Annotated in this window: 17 protein-coding genes, 1 pseudogene and 1 riboswitch; of the genes and pseudogenes, 9 read left to right on the forward strand and 9 right to left on the reverse strand. The window is 71.8% G+C overall.

Going from position 1 to position 16,016, the window contains the following annotated elements; all coding sequences use genetic code 11:
- Window positions 1-157: 157 nt before the first annotated feature.
- The 5 genes from JHAT_RS28715 to JHAT_RS28735 are packed head-to-tail and all read left to right on the forward strand — an operon-like array spanning window position 158 to window position 3,982.
- A complete protein-coding gene (locus JHAT_RS28715; RefSeq protein ID WP_077801198.1) occupies window positions 158-580 on the forward strand; it encodes a roadblock/LC7 domain-containing protein in 423 nt (140 codons plus the stop codon).
- Window positions 577-930: a DUF742 domain-containing protein gene (locus tag JHAT_RS28720; protein ID WP_077801199.1), complete on the forward strand. Its 354-nt coding sequence runs from the start codon at window positions 577-579 to the stop codon at window positions 928-930. The genes JHAT_RS28715 and JHAT_RS28720 overlap by 4 nt, the downstream gene beginning before the upstream one ends.
- Window positions 908-1,528, forward strand: coding sequence for an ATP/GTP-binding protein (locus JHAT_RS28725; RefSeq protein ID WP_171991107.1), 621 nt, complete (start codon window positions 908-910; stop codon window positions 1,526-1,528). Before JHAT_RS28720 ends, JHAT_RS28725 begins: the two co-directional genes overlap by 23 nt.
- Window positions 1,525-2,745 carry a cytochrome P450 gene (locus tag JHAT_RS28730; protein ID WP_077801200.1) on the forward strand — a complete coding sequence of 407 codons (1,221 nt, stop codon included), beginning with the start codon at window positions 1,525-1,527 and terminating at the stop codon, window positions 2,743-2,745. The genes JHAT_RS28725 and JHAT_RS28730 overlap by 4 nt, the downstream gene beginning before the upstream one ends.
- 10 nt (window positions 2,746-2,755) lie before the next feature.
- Entirely contained in the window at window positions 2,756-3,982 is a 1,227-nt protein-coding gene (locus tag JHAT_RS28735) for a cytochrome P450 (protein ID WP_077801201.1), read from the forward strand.
- A 57-nt stretch (window positions 3,983-4,039) separates the two neighbouring features.
- Here JHAT_RS28735 and JHAT_RS28740 read toward each other — a convergent pair whose 3' ends face one another.
- Entirely contained in the window at window positions 4,040-4,510 is a 471-nt protein-coding gene (locus tag JHAT_RS28740) for a carboxymuconolactone decarboxylase family protein (protein ID WP_077801202.1), read from the reverse strand.
- A 236-nt stretch (window positions 4,511-4,746) separates the two neighbouring features.
- Between JHAT_RS28740 and JHAT_RS28745 the strand changes: the two genes are divergently transcribed.
- On the forward strand, window positions 4,747-5,049 hold the full coding sequence (locus JHAT_RS28745; RefSeq protein ID WP_077801203.1) for a hypothetical protein: 303 nt from the start codon (window positions 4,747-4,749) through the stop codon (window positions 5,047-5,049).
- A gap of 10 nt (window positions 5,050-5,059) precedes the next feature.
- Here the strand turns inward: JHAT_RS28745 and JHAT_RS28750 are convergent, their stop codons facing one another.
- From JHAT_RS28750 to JHAT_RS28760, 3 genes are all read right to left on the reverse strand, one after another.
- A complete protein-coding gene (locus tag JHAT_RS28750) occupies window positions 5,060-5,419 on the reverse strand; it encodes a VOC family protein (protein ID WP_077801204.1) in 360 nt (119 codons plus the stop codon).
- Window positions 5,420-5,561: 142 nt separating this feature from the next.
- Complete coding sequence (locus tag JHAT_RS28755) at window positions 5,562-7,085, reverse strand: MFS transporter (RefSeq protein ID WP_077801205.1); 1,524 nt, start codon at window positions 7,083-7,085, stop codon at window positions 5,562-5,564.
- Window positions 7,086-7,214: 129 nt separating this feature from the next.
- On the reverse strand, window positions 7,215-8,588 hold the full coding sequence (locus tag JHAT_RS28760; protein ID WP_077801237.1) for a DUF445 domain-containing protein: 1,374 nt from the start codon (window positions 8,586-8,588) through the stop codon (window positions 7,215-7,217).
- A gap of 262 nt (window positions 8,589-8,850) precedes the next feature.
- Between JHAT_RS28760 and JHAT_RS28765 the strand changes: the two genes are divergently transcribed.
- Window positions 8,851-10,221 (forward strand): SGNH/GDSL hydrolase family protein, encoded by a 1,371-nt coding sequence (locus tag JHAT_RS28765; protein ID WP_077801206.1) that lies wholly within the window; start codon window positions 8,851-8,853, stop codon window positions 10,219-10,221.
- 78 nt (window positions 10,222-10,299) lie between these two features.
- Here the strand turns inward: JHAT_RS28765 and JHAT_RS28770 are convergent, their stop codons facing one another.
- Complete coding sequence (locus tag JHAT_RS28770) at window positions 10,300-11,031, reverse strand: DUF1707 domain-containing protein (protein ID WP_077801207.1); 732 nt, start codon at window positions 11,029-11,031, stop codon at window positions 10,300-10,302.
- 126 nt (window positions 11,032-11,157) lie between these two features.
- Window positions 11,158-11,505, reverse strand: a pseudogene (locus JHAT_RS28775) (ABC transporter permease); the annotation flags it as partial.
- 236 nt (window positions 11,506-11,741) lie between these two features.
- Here JHAT_RS28775 and JHAT_RS28785 point away from each other — a divergent pair.
- Window positions 11,742-14,138 (forward strand): transglycosylase domain-containing protein, encoded by a 2,397-nt coding sequence (locus tag JHAT_RS28785; protein WP_171991108.1) that lies wholly within the window; start codon window positions 11,742-11,744, stop codon window positions 14,136-14,138.
- Window positions 14,139-14,171: 33 nt separating this feature from the next.
- On the opposite strand, the gene JHAT_RS28790 is transcribed toward JHAT_RS28785, so the two are convergent.
- From JHAT_RS28790 to JHAT_RS28800, 3 genes are all read right to left on the reverse strand, one after another.
- Window positions 14,172-14,492 (reverse strand): multidrug efflux SMR transporter, encoded by a 321-nt coding sequence (locus JHAT_RS28790; RefSeq protein ID WP_077801210.1) that lies wholly within the window; start codon window positions 14,490-14,492, stop codon window positions 14,172-14,174.
- Between the two features lie 33 nt (window positions 14,493-14,525).
- A riboswitch (guanidine-III (ykkC-III) riboswitch) is annotated at window positions 14,526-14,597 on the reverse strand.
- A gap of 70 nt (window positions 14,598-14,667) precedes the next feature.
- On the reverse strand, window positions 14,668-14,970 hold the full coding sequence (locus JHAT_RS28795; RefSeq protein WP_375603596.1) for a GroES family chaperonin: 303 nt from the start codon (window positions 14,968-14,970) through the stop codon (window positions 14,668-14,670).
- A 78-nt stretch (window positions 14,971-15,048) separates the two neighbouring features.
- Window positions 15,049-15,378 carry a DUF3618 domain-containing protein gene (locus tag JHAT_RS28800; protein ID WP_077801212.1) on the reverse strand — a complete coding sequence of 110 codons (330 nt, stop codon included), beginning with the start codon at window positions 15,376-15,378 and terminating at the stop codon, window positions 15,049-15,051.
- A 93-nt stretch (window positions 15,379-15,471) separates the two neighbouring features.
- On the opposite strand from JHAT_RS28800, the gene bcp reads away from it, so the two are divergent.
- Complete coding sequence (gene bcp / locus JHAT_RS28805; RefSeq protein ID WP_077801213.1) at window positions 15,472-15,939, forward strand: thioredoxin-dependent thiol peroxidase; 468 nt, start codon at window positions 15,472-15,474, stop codon at window positions 15,937-15,939.
- The last annotated feature ends 77 nt before the right edge of the window (window positions 15,940-16,016 follow it).

Consider the following 16,016-nt stretch of genomic DNA (forward strand, 5'->3'; position numbering starts at 1 on the left):
CCGCCGCCGCGCCCGGCCGGCCCGCCATCGCCGCCGCCTGGGCGGAGGGCAGCCGCCGCGGCCGGCAGGAGGAGTCCCTTCCGGACCTCGCCGGGCCCGACCCCTCCCCCGGATCCGCCCCCGCCCCCGCCGCTGTACACGAAGAAGGACACTGACCGTGCAAGACACACACACCAACAGCCTGGGCTGGCTGCTCGACCAGGAGCTCGGCACCGTCGAGGGCGTCCGCTACGCCGTCCTGATGAGCAGCGACGGCCTGTTGAAGGCCCGGACGCAGACGATCGGCCAGGACGACGGGGAGAAGTTCGCCGCGCTGACGGCGGCGCTGCGGGCCGCGGGCAAGGCGTGGGACGACTTCACCGGCGGCCAGGGCATGCGGCAGCTGCTGATCGAGTCGGTCGGCTGCATCGGGCTGACGACGACCGCCGCGAAGAACACCATGCTGTCGGTGTGCACGACCGGCCCGGACGCCGATGTCGGGCTGATCTCCCACCACATGGTGCGGCTCGCCACCCGGGTGGGGCACGAACTGGGCACCGCGGAACGGGTGCCGGCCGCGGAAGGCGGCGCACCGGCATGACGGGGCCGCGGCGTGACCCCGACATGGTCAGGCCCTACGTCCGTACCGGCGGGCAGGTCCGCGCCCGGGACGACGTGCGCCTGGAGAGCGTGCTCATCGCCGCGACCGGGCCCACGGACTCCCTCGGCCCGGACGCCCGCCGGGTGATGCGGCTGTTCTCCGGCGCGGAGGGCGGCCTGGCCGTCGCGGACATCGCCGCCGCGCTGGAGCTGCCGCCCTCCACGGTGCGCATCCTCGTCTCCTCGCTGATGGACTCCGGCCACCTGGCCAGTCCGGTCGCGGCCGGCGACCACCAGCCCGAATCCGACCTGCTGCAGGAGGTACTGCGTGGACTGCGCTCCATGGTCTGACCCGCCCGTCACCTACGTCCCGGCCACGGTGACGCGGTCGGCCAAGATCGTGATCGCGGGGGGTTTCGGCGTCGGCAAGACGACGCTGATCGGCAGCGTCTCGGAGGTGACGCCCCTGCGGATGGAGGAACCCATCACGCAGGAGAGCGCGGGCGTGGACGACCTGCGGGGCACCCCGCACAAGACGACGACCACGGTGGCGATGGACTTCGGCCGCATCCACATGGCCGGCGGCCGCCTCGCGCTGTACCTGTTCGGGCTGCCGGGGCAGGCCCGTTTCCAGCCTCTGTGGGAGGACCTGGCCGAGGGGGCGCTCGGCTGTCTCGTCCTGGCCGACTCCCGCAACCTCGACGCCTCCCACGACGCGCTCGGCCTGCTGGACGACGGCGGCATACCGTACGCCGTCGCCATCAACGCGTTCCCCGGCGCCCCGGTGTACCCCGAGTCGGAGCTGCGCGAGGCCCTGGCCCTCGACCCGTTCACCCCGCTGACGACCTGTGACGCGCGCGACCGCACGTCGTCCCTGCACGCCCTGATCACGCTCACCGAGTACCTGTCCGAGCAGCGCTCGGCCGCCCTCCTGGAGTCCCGCCGATGACGATGCCCTCCGCCGCGTCCGCGCCGGCCAGCCCGTCGGGGCGGATCGCCCTGTACACCGCGGAGTTCGCCGCCGACCCGCACGCCGCGTACCGGCGCATGCGCCGCACCCACGGCCCCCTCGTCCCGGTCGAGCTGGCGCCCGGCGTCCCGGCGACGCTGGTGATCGGCTACTACCAGGCCCGCCGCATCCTCAACGACCCGCTGCACTTCCCCGCCGACCCGCGCGCGTGGGAGAAGCTGATCCCGGCGTCGTGCCCGGTGCGGCCGATGATGGAGTGGCGTCCCAACGCGCTGCGCTCCGGCGGCGCCGAGCACGCCCGCTACCGCGGCGCGAACACCGCGGCGATCGACGGGGTCGACCAGCACGGGCTGCGGGCCCTGGTCGAGCAGGTCTCCTCCGGCGCCATCGACGAGTTCCGCGGCAAGGGCGAGGCGGACCTGCTCTCCCAGTACGCGTTCCCGATCGCCTTCCGGGTGCTGAGCGCGCTGCTGGGCTGCCCGGACGATATCGGCATGCGCATCGCCGACGGCATGGCGAAGATCTTCGACACCACCCGCGCCGAGGAGGGCAACCGGATCCTCGGGCAGGCCGTCGCCGACCTGGTGAACCTGCGCCGCCAGCACCCCGGCGACGACATCACGTCCCGCCTGATCGGCCACTCCGCCCGGCTGGACGACGAGGAGATGAGCCACCAGCTCGTCACGCTCTACGGCGCCGGGATCGAGCCGCTGACCAACCTGATCAGCAACACCGTGCTGAAGATCCTCACCGACGAGGAGTTCTCCGCCGACCTGCACGCCGGGCTGTCCACGGTGCGCGACGCGCTCGACACCGTCCTCTACACCGACCCGCCCATGGCGAACTACTGCATCTCCTACCCGCCGTACCCGATCGACGTGGACGGGTACCTGCTGCCCGCCGACCAGCCGGTCGTGATCTCCATGTCGGCCGCCAACAACGACCCGGCCCTCACGGACGGCGTGCCCGAGGGCCGGCACACCGGCAACCGTGCCCACCTGGCCTGGAGCATCGGCCCGCACACCTGCCCGGCCCGCTCGCACGCCTACCTCATCGCGGAGACCGCGGTCACCCACCTCCTCGACGCGCTGCCGGAGACGGACCTCGCCGTGCCCGTCGCCGAGCTCGTCTGGCGTCCGGGACCGTTCCACCGCGCCCTGGAGTCCCTGCCCGTCACCTTTCCCCCCGCCCCCTGAGGAGTCCGCCATGTCCGACCAGCAGTCCCCCCTCGTCCTCGACCCCGCCGGCACCGACCACCACGCCGAGCACCGTGCCCTGCACGCCCGCGGTGCGGCCACCCGGGTGGACGTCCTCGGCGTGGAGGCCTGGTCGGTCTCCGACCCGGTCCTGCTCAAACAGCTGCTCACCGGCCCCGACGTCTCCAAGGACGCCCGGGCGCACTGGCCCGCCTTCGGCGAGGTGGTCCAGACGTGGCCGCTCGCCCTGTGGGTGGCGGTGGAGAACATGTTCACCGCGTACGGCTCCGACCACCGCAAGCTGCGCCGCCTGGTGGCGCCCGCCTTCAGCGCGCGCCGCATAGCCCACATGCGGCCGGCCGTCGAGGGCATGGTGGAGGAGCTCGTCGACCGTCTCGCGGGCCTGCCCGCGGGCGAGCCGGTCGATCTGCGCCAGGAACTGGCCTACCCGCTGCCCATCGCCGTGATCGGCCACCTCATGGGCGTGCCCGAGAGCCGCCGGGAAGGCTTCCGGGCCCTCGTGGACGGCGTCTTCGACACCACGCTCAGCCAGGACGAGGCCCAGACCAACACCGCCCGGCTCTACGAGGTCCTGGACCAGCTCATCGCCGAGAAGCGCAGCACCCCCGGCGACGACATGACGTCCCTGCTCATCGCCGCCCGGGACGACGAGAGCGACGGCACGGGACTGACGCACGAGGAGATGCGCGACACCCTGCTGCTGATGATCAGCGCCGGCTACGAGACCACCGTCAACGTCATCGACCAGGCCGTCCACACCCTGCTGACCCGCCCCGACCAGCTCGAACTGGTCCGCAAGGGTGCCGTCACCTGGGACGACGTCGTCGAGGAGACGCTGCGGCACGAGCCGGCGGTCAAGCACCTGCCGATGCGGTACGCCGTCACGGACATCCCCCTGCCCGACGGGCGGACCATCGCCCGCGGCGAGGCGATCCTCGCCTCCTACGCCGCCGCCAACCGCCACCCCGACTGGCACGAGGACGCCGACACGTTCGACGCGGCCCGCACGGTCAAGGACCACCTGGCGTTCGGGTACGGCGTCCACTTCTGCCTCGGCGCGCCCCTCGCCCGGATGGAGGTCACCCTCGCGCTGCGGAGCCTGTTCGGCCGCTTCCCCGACATCCGCCTCGCCGTGCCCTCGGCCGAGCTCGAGGCCGTGCCCTCCCTGATCAGCAACGGCCACCAGCGGCTTCCGGTCCTGCTGCACGCCGGCTGAACGACGAGGCGGCCCGCCCCGGTGCGTCGGGGCGGGCCGTCCGGTGCTCCGGGGGCCTCAGCCGAACATGCCCGGCTCGTAGTCGCCGGCCGGCTGCTGGGTGATGACGTTCAGCCGGTTGTAGGTGTTGATGACGGCGATCAGACCGACCAGCGCGGCCAGCTGCTCCTCGTCGTAGTGCTTCGCCGCCTCCGCCCAGGCCTCGTCGCTGACGCCGCGGCCGTCGGCGATGCGGGTGCCCTGCTCGGTCAGCTCCAGGGCGGCCCGCTCGGCGTCGGTGAAGACCTTGGCCTCCCGCCAGGCCGCGACCAGGTTGAGGCGCAGCGAGGTCTCACCCGCCTTCGCGGCGTCCTTGGTGTGCATGTCGAGGCAGAAGCCGCAGCCGTTGATCTGGCTGGCGCGGATCTTCACCAGCTCCTGGGTGGCGGCCGGCAGACCCGAGTCCGCCACGACCTTGCCCGCCGAGTTGATGTGCCGCAGGAGCTTGCCGGCGATCGGGTTGCCGAAGAGGTTGAGGCGAGCGTCCATGATGGGTCCCTCCGTGGTGGGTCGTCGGCCGTCGGCCGTTGCCGTATCGCGTTACACAGCTACGACGGATCGCGGACGGGAGATGTGACAGCCCGGACGCCGACACAGGTGTGACCTGCGCCACAGTACGTCCGGTGGTGTCCGTCGCCCGCCCCGACGCGGGCGCCGCGCCCGGCGGGGATTAGCCTCGGGTCCCGGAAAGACGGGCGACAGCAGGACGACAGCAGGAGGCAGGCATGGCGAAGGTTCCCAGCGCGGTGGTCGCGGCGGGCGGTCTCGTCGGCGGGTACGGCGTGGCCCGCTGGACCGGGAAGCGGCAGCTCGGCGGGGCCGTGCTCGCCGTCGCCGGGGCCGCCGCCGCGCAGCGGTGGCGCGAGCGGGCCGGCGGGAAGGCCGCCGGGGCGCTGACGGCCGCGTACGTCGCCGGTTTCGCCGGGTCCCACCCGCTGGCCAAGAAGGTGGGCGCCTGGCCCGCCGTGTTCGGCGTCGCCGGCGCCGTCGCGCTGGCGTCCTGGGCGGTCGCCGACCGACGGGCCTGACCCCGTCGGCTCAGGGGCGGTGCGTCAGCACGTTCACCACGCGTCCGCTCGGGTCCCGTACGAAGAAGCGCCGCACGCCCCACTCCTCGTCGCGCAGCTCCCGCACGATCTCCGCGCCCGACGCGACGAGCCGGGCGTGGACCGCGTCGACGTCCTCGACCTCCACGCTCAGGTCGGGGACGACGGGGCCGGTGCGCTCCTCGGTGAAGAAGCTGATCTGGGCGGCGGGGACGGACGGTGAGGCCATGGTCGACACCCAGCCCATGTCCATGACCTCCTCGAGGCCCAGCAGGCCGTAGAAGTCGCGGCTGGAGGCCAGTTCCTCCTCGGACCCGGCGTGGACGTTGGGGACGATCCTGCGGACGGTCATCGAAGGCTCCTCACGCTCGGCCGCCCGGCCGTTCGGGTGGCCAGGCGGTCGGTCGGGCGGCCGCTCGGGTGGCCGGGCGGTCGGTCGGGCGGCCGCTCGGGTGGCGGTCGGTGGGCCGCCCGGGTGGCGGTCGGCCCGGACTCTACGCCGTCGCGGTGCCCGCGCCCGGCGTCTCCCTCGTTCCCGGGCCCGCCCCCGCGGCCGACAGCGGCTCCGCGATGTCCTCCAGGGAGCGGCGTTCCGCCTTCACCGCGAGGAACGCCGCCACCAGACCGGCCGCGCACATCAGCCCGGCGCCGATCTGGAACGCGAGCACCGTGTCGCCGACCACCCCGGACTCCGTGAGGTCGGCGAAGAGCAGCGGACCGCTGATACCGCCGGCGGCCGTGCCGAGGGCGTAGAAGAAGGCGATGGCCATCGCCCGGGTCTCCATGGGGAAGATCTCGGAGACCGTCAGGTACGCGCTGGAGGCGCCCGCGGAGGCGAAGAACAGCACCACGCACCAGCAGGCCGTCATCGTGTTCGCCGTCAGCGAGCCGCGGTCGAAGAGCCACGCCGTGACGAACAGCAGGACACCCGACAGCAGGTACGTGCCCGAGATCATGATCCGGCGGCCGACCGTGTCGAACAGCTTGCCCAGCAGCAGCGGGCCGAGGAAGTTGCCGGCGGCGATGACGGCGAAGTAGTAGCCGGTGCGACCGGTCGGCACGTCGAAGAAGGTGATCAGGATGGTGCCGAAGCCGAAGGTGATGGCGTTGTAGAGGAACGCCTGGCCGATGAAGAGGGAGAGCCCGAGGACCGCGCGGCGGGGGTACTTGCCGAAGACGGTCTTCGCGATCAGGCCGAAGCCGATGCTCTTGCGCTGGTGGATGGTGATCTCACCGGCCGGCCGCGGCAGCCGCTGCCCCTTCTCCTGCTCGATCTCCCTCTCGACCGTGGAAACGAGTTCCTCCGCCTCGTCGCCGCGGCCGTGGATGAACTGCCAGCGCGGGCTCTCCGGGACGTGCCGGCGCACCAGCAGGATGACCAGGCCCAGGACCACGCCGAGGGCGAAGCTGAGCCGCCAGCCGAGGTCCTTCGGGAAGATGTCGGTGTCCAGCATGACGATGGACAGCAGGGAACCGCCGATGGCGCCCAGCCAGTAGCTGCCGTTGATGATGAGGTCGACCCGGCCCCGGTACTGGGACGGGATCAGCTCGTCGATCGCCGAGTTGATGGCCGCGTACTCGCCGCCGATGCCGAAACCGGTGAGGAACCGGAACAGGAAGAACCACCAGGACTCGAACGACACCGCGGTCAGCGCGGTCGCCATCAGGTACACGACCAGCGTCAGCATGAACAGCTTCTTGCGGCCGTGGCGGTCGGTCAGCCAGCCGAAGAACAGGGCGCCCGAACAGGCACCGGCCACGTAGAGGGCGGCGGCCAGGCCGGTGATCTGGGCGGAGCTGATGTCCAGGCCGCTGCCGTCCTCGGCGATCCGGCCGGCCACGTTGCCGACGATCGTGACCTCCAGGCCGTCCAGGATCCAGACGGTGCCCAGACCGATCACGATCATCCAGTGCCACCGGGACCAGGGCAGCCGGTCCAGGCGGGCGGGGACCGCCGTGGTGACGGTTCCGGTGGAGGCGGCGGGTACGGAGTCCGGTGACGACGGCTGCGGTGGCATGGCTCCCTCTCCCTCGAGGACCGTGGGACGACGACGCCCGGGCCACCGGCGCCGTGCGGCGCCGCCGGACCGAGCGGTCGGAACCCGTGTGCCCGCAACCGGGACGGGCACGCCCGGCCGGTCGAGGGGCTACGCCCCCAGCATGCGGGAGACCGCGTAGATCAGCAGCCCGGCCAGCGAGCCGACCACCGTGCCGTTGATCCGGATGAACTGCAGGTCCCGGCCGATGTTCGCCTCGATCTTCTTCGTGGTGTGCTCGGCGTCCCAGCTCGCCACCGTGTCGGTGATCAGCGACGTGATCTCCCGCCGGTAGGTGGTCACGACGTACACCGCGGCGCCCTCCACCCACGAGTCGACCTTGCCCTGCAGCTTCGCGTCGGAGGCCATCCGGGCGCCCAGCGACAGCAGCGACGCCCGCACCCGCAGCCGCAGCTCGCTGCGCTCGTCCTCCGCCGCCGAGACGATCATGGACCGTACGGCCGTCCACGCGGACGCGATCAGGTCCTGCACCTCCTCGCGGCCCAGCACCTCCGTCTTCAGCCGCTCCACGCGCGCCCGGGTGTCGGTGTCGGACCGCAGGTCGGAGGCGAAGTCGGTGAGGAAGCGGTCGAGGGCGCCGCGCGCGGGGTGGGCGGGCATGTCGCGCATCTCGGTGATGAAGCGCAGCAGTTCCTTGTAGACGCGCTCGCCGACCTTCCGGTCCACGAACCGGGGCGTCCATCCGGGTGCCCCGCCCTGCACGGCGTCCATCACGTTGTCGCCGTGCAGCACCAGCCAGTCGTGGGCGCGGGAGACGACCAGGTCGACGGCCCTGTGGTGCCCGCCGTCGGCGACGACCCGGTCCAGCATCTTGCCGATGCCGGGGGCGATCTCCTGCGCGTCGGCCCGCCGGGTGACGGCCTCGCCGACCACCGCCTGCACGTCGGAGTCGCGCAGCACGGTCAGGGCGCCGCGCAGGGCGGCGGACAGCTCGGCCGTCACCCGGTCGGCGTGCTCGGGCACCGCCAGCCAGGCCCCGAGCCGGCTGCCGATGCCGACGGCGCGCAGCCGCCCGCGCACGACGTCCTCGGAGAGGAAGTTCTCGCCGACGAACTCGCCCAGCGAGACGCCCAGCTGGTCCTTCTTCCTGGGGATGATCGCGGTGTGCGGGATGGGCAGCCCGAGGGGGTGGCGGAAGAGGGCGGTGACCGCGAACCAGTCGGCGAGCGCACCGACCATGCCGGCCTCGGCGGCGGCGGACACGTAGCCCGCCCAGGCGCCCGCGCCCCGGTGGGAGGCCCACTCGGCCAGGACGTAGACCACCGCCACGAACAGCAGCAGACCGGTGGCGGTGAGCTTCATGCGGCGCACGCCGCGCCGCTTCTCCTCGTCGGCCGGGCTGAACGCCGTCATCGCCCGGTCGCGGACGGCGCCGGGAACCGCGGAGGACGGGCCCTCGCCCTCCTCGACGCCCTCCCCGCCACTCGCGGAACCCTCCGGACGTTCTGCCTGCGTGCGTGCCATCCACTCCACCGTTCGACGATCCGTCCCGCACTCATTGTCCCTTCCTGACCGACTCCTGGAACGGAACACAAGTTCCCGACGTCCGACGGGAGAGCCGGATGGCCGGACAGAGGGCGAGCAAGAGAGAGGGAAAACGGGAGAGGGGGGAAGGAGAACGGCGAAGGTCCGGGGGGTCACACGGCCTTCCCCCGCTCCATGCCGCATCATGGCCTCGTCGGACCGGAGCCGTGAGGCTCCCCTCGCCCGAGGAGAACACCACAGCATGACCCGGGGTCATGACACAGAAGCGGGGGCCCCTGCCGGCAAGCAGCGCGCCCTGCTGGCCGCGATCGTCGCCCTGATCGTGGCGATCTCCGCCGCCATATACGCCACCGCGGCCTCCGACGACGGCACCCGCGACCGCACGCCGCTCGCCGGCGGCCGGTTCCCGCACCACGACGCCGCCCCCGCCCCCGCCTCCACCGGCACCTGGGTCGGCGCCTGGTCCACCTCGCCCGTCGGCCCGGAACCGGGCACCGCGACGCGGGGCCTGGCCGGCCGCTCGGTACGCAACGTCGTGCACGCGGCCGTCGGCGGCACCGGCGCCCGCATCACCCTGTCCAACCTGTACGGCCGGACACCGCTGACCGTCACCCACGCGTCCGTCGCCCTGGCCGCCGACGACGGCACCGCCGCCGCGGTCGCCGCCAGCATGCGCCGGCTCACCTTCGGCGGCAGCCCCCGGGTCGTCGTCCCGGCCGGCGGACAGGTGACGAGCGACGTCGCCCGCATCGCCGTCCCCCACGGCGGCGACGTCCTGATCACCACCTACTCCCCCCTGCCCTCCGGCCCCGTCACCTACCACCCGCAGGCCCTGCAGACCAGCTACGTCGCCGAGGGCGACCGCACCGAGGACGTCACCGCCACCGCGTACACGGGCAGGACCTCGTACTGGCGCTACGTGACCGCGCTGGACGTGCTCAGCCACGAGGCCGTGGGCACCGTCGTCGCGCTCGGCGACTCGATCACCGACGGCGCCCACTCCACCATGGACGCCAACCACCGCTGGCCCGACATCCTCGCCCAACGGCTGCGCGCGGCGGCCGGGGCCGGACGGAACGTGCCCCGCTACAGCGTCGTCAACCAGGGCATCAGCAGCAACCGGCTGCTCACCCACGGCCCGGGCACGCCCCCCGTCAACCCCAGCACGCTGTCCCGGTTCCCCCGGGACGTGCTGGGCCGCCCGAACGTCAAGGTGGTCGTCGTCGCCATCGGCGTCAACGACATCCTGCACAGCCCGGAACTCGCCGACCGGGACGCGATCCTCACGGGTCTGCGCACGCTGGTCGCCATGGCCCACGCCCACGGCCTCAAGGTCGTCGGCGCGACCGTGATGCCGTTCGGCGGCTACGGCGGCTACACCGACGCCCGCGAGAACATGCGGCAGGAGATCAACGAGGAGATCCGCGAGGGACGGATCTTCGACGCGCTCGTCGACTTCGACGCGGCACTGCGCGACCCCTACGACCCACGGCGACTGCGCACGGAATACGACTGCGGAGACCACCTCCACCCCAACGACAGGGGCTACGCCCGAATGGCCACGGAGGTAGACCTGAACGCCCTGAGAAACACCACCCCAGCCCTCCTGTGACCACCCGGGGCACCCCCACCCGCCACGCCGCCCCAGCTGCGGGCAGTCGTGCCTCCCCCAGCGCCCACCCGCCCCGGCTCAGCCGTCGTCCCGCCGCCCCTCCGGCCCCGCCCCGCCCAACTCCCCCCGCGCCACCTTCCGCTCCAACTTCTCCCGCCGCCGCTCCTCCTTCAACCGCAACCGCTCCGCCCGCGTCACCTTCCGCTCCACACCCACCCCACCCCAGAAGGCAAACCCCGTGACGACCACACGCGGCGCCCCCGGCTCGGCCGGAACGCCCTCCTCCCGGTGGTCGAAACCCCCCATGATCCCGATGCCGCGCACGACCACCTCGACACCGGGCGGCACGACCACGTTCATGCCGCCCATGATCGCGACGCAGTTGATCACGACCTCGCCGTCCGCGAAGTCCGCCTCGCGCAGGTCGATCTCGCCGCCGCCCCAGAACGCGAAGGAGTTGAACCGCTTCGGCACCGTCCAGCGCCCCTTGCGCTGGAACCCGGACATCACGGCGACCGCCCACGTCGACGACCCCTCGCCGCCGGTGATCCGCCCCGCCCAGCCCCCGCCCCCCGCGGGTTCCTTGGTCATCGGCACCCGGGGCACCGGCGTCACGACGCCCTCCCCGGCCGGCAGGTCCCGCGTGATCGGCGCCAGCTCCCCGTACGTCCGCGCACGGTAGACGGCGTCCAGCCGCTCCTCGAACTCGCCCATGTCCAGGCGTCCTTCGGCAAGGGCGTCCTGCAGGACCTCGGCGACCCGTTCACGGTCGGCGTCGGATGCACGGAGTTCCGGGGCGTCGTCGGTCATGCACAGCAGCCTACGAGGTCGGCCCGCCGGGCACTACGCGCTCGCCCGTTCCGCATACATCCCGGTGATCACCGCTTCGATGTCCGGCTCCCGCACCGAGAGGTCCACCAGCGGACACCGGGCCGCGACGTCCGCCGCCAGCCACCACGGCTGCAGGTCCGCCGGCCGGTACAGATCGACGGCGCTGTCACCCGAACGGATGCGCTCCATCAGCTCGACCTCGACACCGCCCCCACCGATCGCCCACGCCGCCGGCAACGCCTGCCCCAGCCACACGAACGTGACCGCCTGCGCCTGGTCGTACCCCCCGAGCTGCGGTTTCTCGTCCCACAGGGCCAAATAGGTGGAGACGAGGATCAGCCCGAAGACCGTGTTGGTGAACACCCCCGCGGCGGTGGCCGCCCGATACGTCGCGTACCGTCTGAATCCTCCCACCGCGACGGCCGCGTACAACCGTCCCGAACCCACGCCCACAGCCCTCCACCTCCGCCCGGCGGCAAAACGCAGGAGCCTAGTACGAGGCGACGGGGGCACACCACGGAATTACCGGGCCGCGGTTCGGACACCCGGACGACGACACCCGAATTCACAGGTGTGCCGCAGAGCGGGAACGGAACGCCCGGTGCGAGAGTCTTCACCAGAGGGCGTAGAAGCATACAAGGCCGTACGAGACCAGACCGTACGACGCGAAACAGGAGTCCGTGCACGAGATGAGCGACGAGCCGCAGCAGCCTGACCAGGGCTCGCAACCGGGAACGGCGACGCCGAAGAAGCCGAAGAGGCCCAAGCGGACCGGATGGCGCCGGCTGATCCCCACCTGGCGCATGACGCTGGGCGCCTTCCTCGTCGGCGTCCTGCTGCTGATCGGCGGCTTCTTCCTCGGCTACTCCCTGGTGCAGATCCCGTCGGCCAACGCCCTCGCCACCCAGCAGAGCAACGTCTACCTCTACGCCGACGGCACCGTCCTCGCCCGCGACGGCGAGGTCAACCGCGAGAACGTCTCCCTCGACCGCATCTCCGAGGACGCCCAGCACGCCGTCCTCGCCGCCGAGGACCGCGACTTCTACACCGAGTCCGCCATCGACCCCATGGCGATGATCCGGGGCGGCTGGAGAACCGCCACCGGCAAGGGCAAGCAGTCCGGCTCCACGATCACCCAGCAGTACGTCAAGAACTACTACCTCGCACAGGAGCAGACCGTCTCCCGCAAGGTGAAGGAGTTCTTCATCTCGATCAAGCTCGACCGGGAGAAGAGCAAGGACGAGATCCTCGAGGGCTACCTCAACACCAGCTTCTTCGGCCGCGGCGCCTACGGCATCCAGTCCGCCGCCCAGGCCTACTACGGCATCGACGCCACCGACCTCACCGCCGCCCAGGGCGCCTACCTCGCCTCCCTGCTCAACGCGCCCAGCCAGTACGACGTCGTCGTCCACCCGGAGAACAAGGCCGCCGCCGAGGCCCGCTGGAACTACGTCCTGGACGGCATGGTCAAGATGAAGTGGCTCAGCCCGTCCGAACGCGCCGGACTGAAGTTCCCCGCCCCCAAGAAGACCACCGTCTCCACCAGCATGTCCGGACAGCGCGGCTACGTCGTCAACATCGTCAAGAACTACCTGATCGGGAACGACATCGTCACCGAGGAGGACCTCGACCGCGGCGGCTACCGCATCACCACCACCCTCCAGAAGGACAAGCAGGACGCCTTCGTCAAGGCCGTCGACGACAAGCTCATGTCCGAACTGGACAAGGACCGCAAGGCCGACACCTACGTCCGCGCCGGCGGCGCCTCCATCGACCCGAAGACCGGCAAGGTCGTCGCCATGTACAACGGCATCGACTACGTCAAGCAGTACACCCCCAACGCCACCCGCCGGGACTTCCAGGTCGGCTCCACTTTCAAGCCCTTCGTCTTCGCCGCGGCCGTCGAGAACCACTCCCGCACCCAGGACGACCGCATGATCAACCCGAACACGCTCTACAACGGCGACAGCGAACGCACCGTCCAGGGCTGGACCGGCACCCGCTACAGCCCGGAGAACGAGGACCACCGGGACTACGGCGACATCACCGTCCGCGAAGCCACCGACAAGTCCGTCAACGCCGTCTACGCCCAGATGGCGGTCGACGTCGGCCCCGGCAAGGTCAAGCAGACCGCGATCGACCTCGGCCTGGCCGCCGACACCCCCGAGATGCCCGAGGGCCCCGCCATCGCCCTCGGCACGGCCACCGCCAGCCCCCTCGACATGGCCCAGGCCTACGCCACCCTCGCCAACCACGGCCGGCACACCCCGTACGTCCTGGTCGAGAAGGTCACGAAGGACGGCCGGCACGAGATCGACCTGCCCGAAGCACGCGAGAAGCAGGCCGTCAGCCGCGAGGCCGCCGACACCACCACGTCCGTCCTGCGCAGCGTCGTCCAGAACGGCACCGCCACCGCCGCCCAGGCCGCCGGCCGCCCCGCCGCCGGCAAGACCGGCACCGCCGAGGAGGACACCGCCGCCTGGTTCGCCGGCTACACCCCCGACCTCGCCACCGTCGTCGCCGTCATGGGCCAGGACCCCGTCACGGCCGCCCACAAACCCCTGTACGGCGTCATGGGCCTCGACCGCATCAACGGCGGCGGAGCACCCGCCGAGATCTGGGGGCAGTACACCCGCGCGGCCCTCGAGGGCGAACCGGTCGCCTCCTTCGACCTCCAGCTCCAGGCCGGCGCCGAGGTCACCGCACCCCCCTCCGCCGACCCCTCCGACGACACCGACACGGGCGACGAGTCCGACGGCGGCACCGGCGACGAGGAGGGCACCGACGACCAGGAGACCGACACCGCCACCCCGGGCGAGAACGGCGGCACCAGCACCGACCCGGGCGACGACACCGGCGACGACGGCGACGGCGACGCCTCCACCGGCGGCCCCGGCACCGGCGGCCCCAGCACCGAACCCGGCCCCGACGGCGGCGGGGACGGAGACGGAGACGGAGACGGGAACAACGGCGACGACGGCACCGACGAGGGCGAGCCCGGCGGACCCGGCGGAGCGGACGGCGGCGGCGGCGCGGACGGCGGCGGATTCGTCGGCGGCCTCCCCGGCACACCGCCCGGCCGGTGACCCCCGCGCCGGGTCGGTGACCCCCGCACCCGGTCAGTGACCCGACGTCGCCTTCAGACCCACCACGGCGACCAGCAGCAGACAGATGAAGAAGATCCGGGCGGCGGTCGCCGGCTCCCCCAGCACCACCATGCCGAGCACCGCCGCCCCGGCCGCACCGATCCCCACCCACACGCCGTAGGCGGTACCGATGGGCAGCGTCCGCGCCGCGTACGACAGCAACAGCATGCTCGCGACGATCCCGGCACCCGTGAACAGGCTCGGCCACAGCCGCGTGAAACCCTCGGTGTACTTCATCCCGACCGACCAGCCGACCTCGAGCAGACCGGCGACGACAAGCAGGACCCACGCCACGACAGACACCTCCGTGAAACGAAACTGAACGGTGGTGCGTCGTCTTTTCCTTCAACCCGGTACGGCGCGTCTCGTCGGGACGCCCCCACGGTAGCAAGGCCAAGGAAAAGGGCAAGGACGAGGGCAAGGAGAAGGGGCCGGTGACCTCGGTCACCGGCCCCTCCCGCCCGTCGCTCTACAGGTACAGCCCGGTCGAGTCCTCCGACCCCTCGAACCGGTCCGCGGCCACCGCGTGCAGGTCGCGCTCGCGCATCAGCACGTACGCGGTCCCCCGCACCTCGACCTCCGCCCGGTCCTCCGGGTCGTACAGCACCCGGTCACCCGGCTCCACCGTCCGCACGTTCTGCCCCACCGCGACGACCTCGGCCCAGGCCAGCCGCTTGCCGACGGCAGCCGTCGCGGGGATCAGGATCCCGCCCCCGGAACGACGCTCGCCCTCGTTGGTGTCCTGCCGCACGAGTACGCGGTCGTGCAGCATCCGGATGGGCAGCTTGTCGTCCGGGGAACTGTGCTCGTTTCTGTTGGCGCTCACACCCTGAAACCTACCTGCCCCGCCTCAGCCCTTGCGCCGCCGGGTACCGAGGGCGAGCAGCCCCACCACCCCGACCACGACGAGCGCCACGGGCACGACCCGCTCCATCCGCGGCGAGCCCTCCTCGTCCACGAACTGCGACTTCACATCGCTGACCACACGATTGGCCCGGACGTACGCCCGTCCGAGGGTGTGGTCGACGCTGGATGCCACCTTGGCCTTCGCATCGCCCATGATCGTCTTCGGGTGCACCCGCACCCCGATCTCGTCGAGCGTCTCGGCCAGCACCTCGCGACGGCGCCTGATGTCCGCCTCGATCTGCGCCGGGGTTCTGATGTCCGACGTGTCCGCCACCGTACGGCCTCCGAAGTCTGCTGACGCTGTCCCGGACAGTCTGTCAGCTACTCGTGTCCCTGCACTCCCAGGACCCCCGGTTACGCTGACTCGATGAGCGAGCGACTGCAGCCGGGGGACCCGGCCCCCGCCTTCACCCTCCCGGACGCCGACGGCAACGAGGTGTCCCTGTCCGACCACAAGGGCCGCAAGGTCATCGTCTACTTCTACCCCGCGGCGCTTACCCCGGGCTGCACGAAGCAGGCCTGCGACTTCACGGACAACCTGGAACTGCTGGCCGCCGCCGGCTACGACGTCATCGGCATCTCCCCCGACAAGCCGGAGAAGCTGGCCAAGTTCCGCGAGGCCGAGTCCCTCAAGGTCACCCTCCTCGCCGACCCCGACAAGAAGGTCCTCGACGCGTACGGCGCCTTCGGCGAGAAGAAGAACTACGGCAAGACCTACCTGGGCGTCATCCGCTCCACGATCGTGGTGGACGAGGAGGGCAAGGTCGAACACGCCCTGTACAACGTCCGCGCGACGGGCCACGTGGCCAAGATCATCAAGGACCTGGGCATCTGACCCCGCCCAGCCTGCGGAACGGCCCGTACCGAATCACCGGTACGGGCCGTTCCGATTTTCGCACGTGACCGTCCGAT

Source organism: Streptomyces sp. JHA26, assembly GCF_002005565.1.
Lineage (GTDB): Bacteria > Actinomycetota > Actinomycetes > Streptomycetales > Streptomycetaceae > Streptomyces.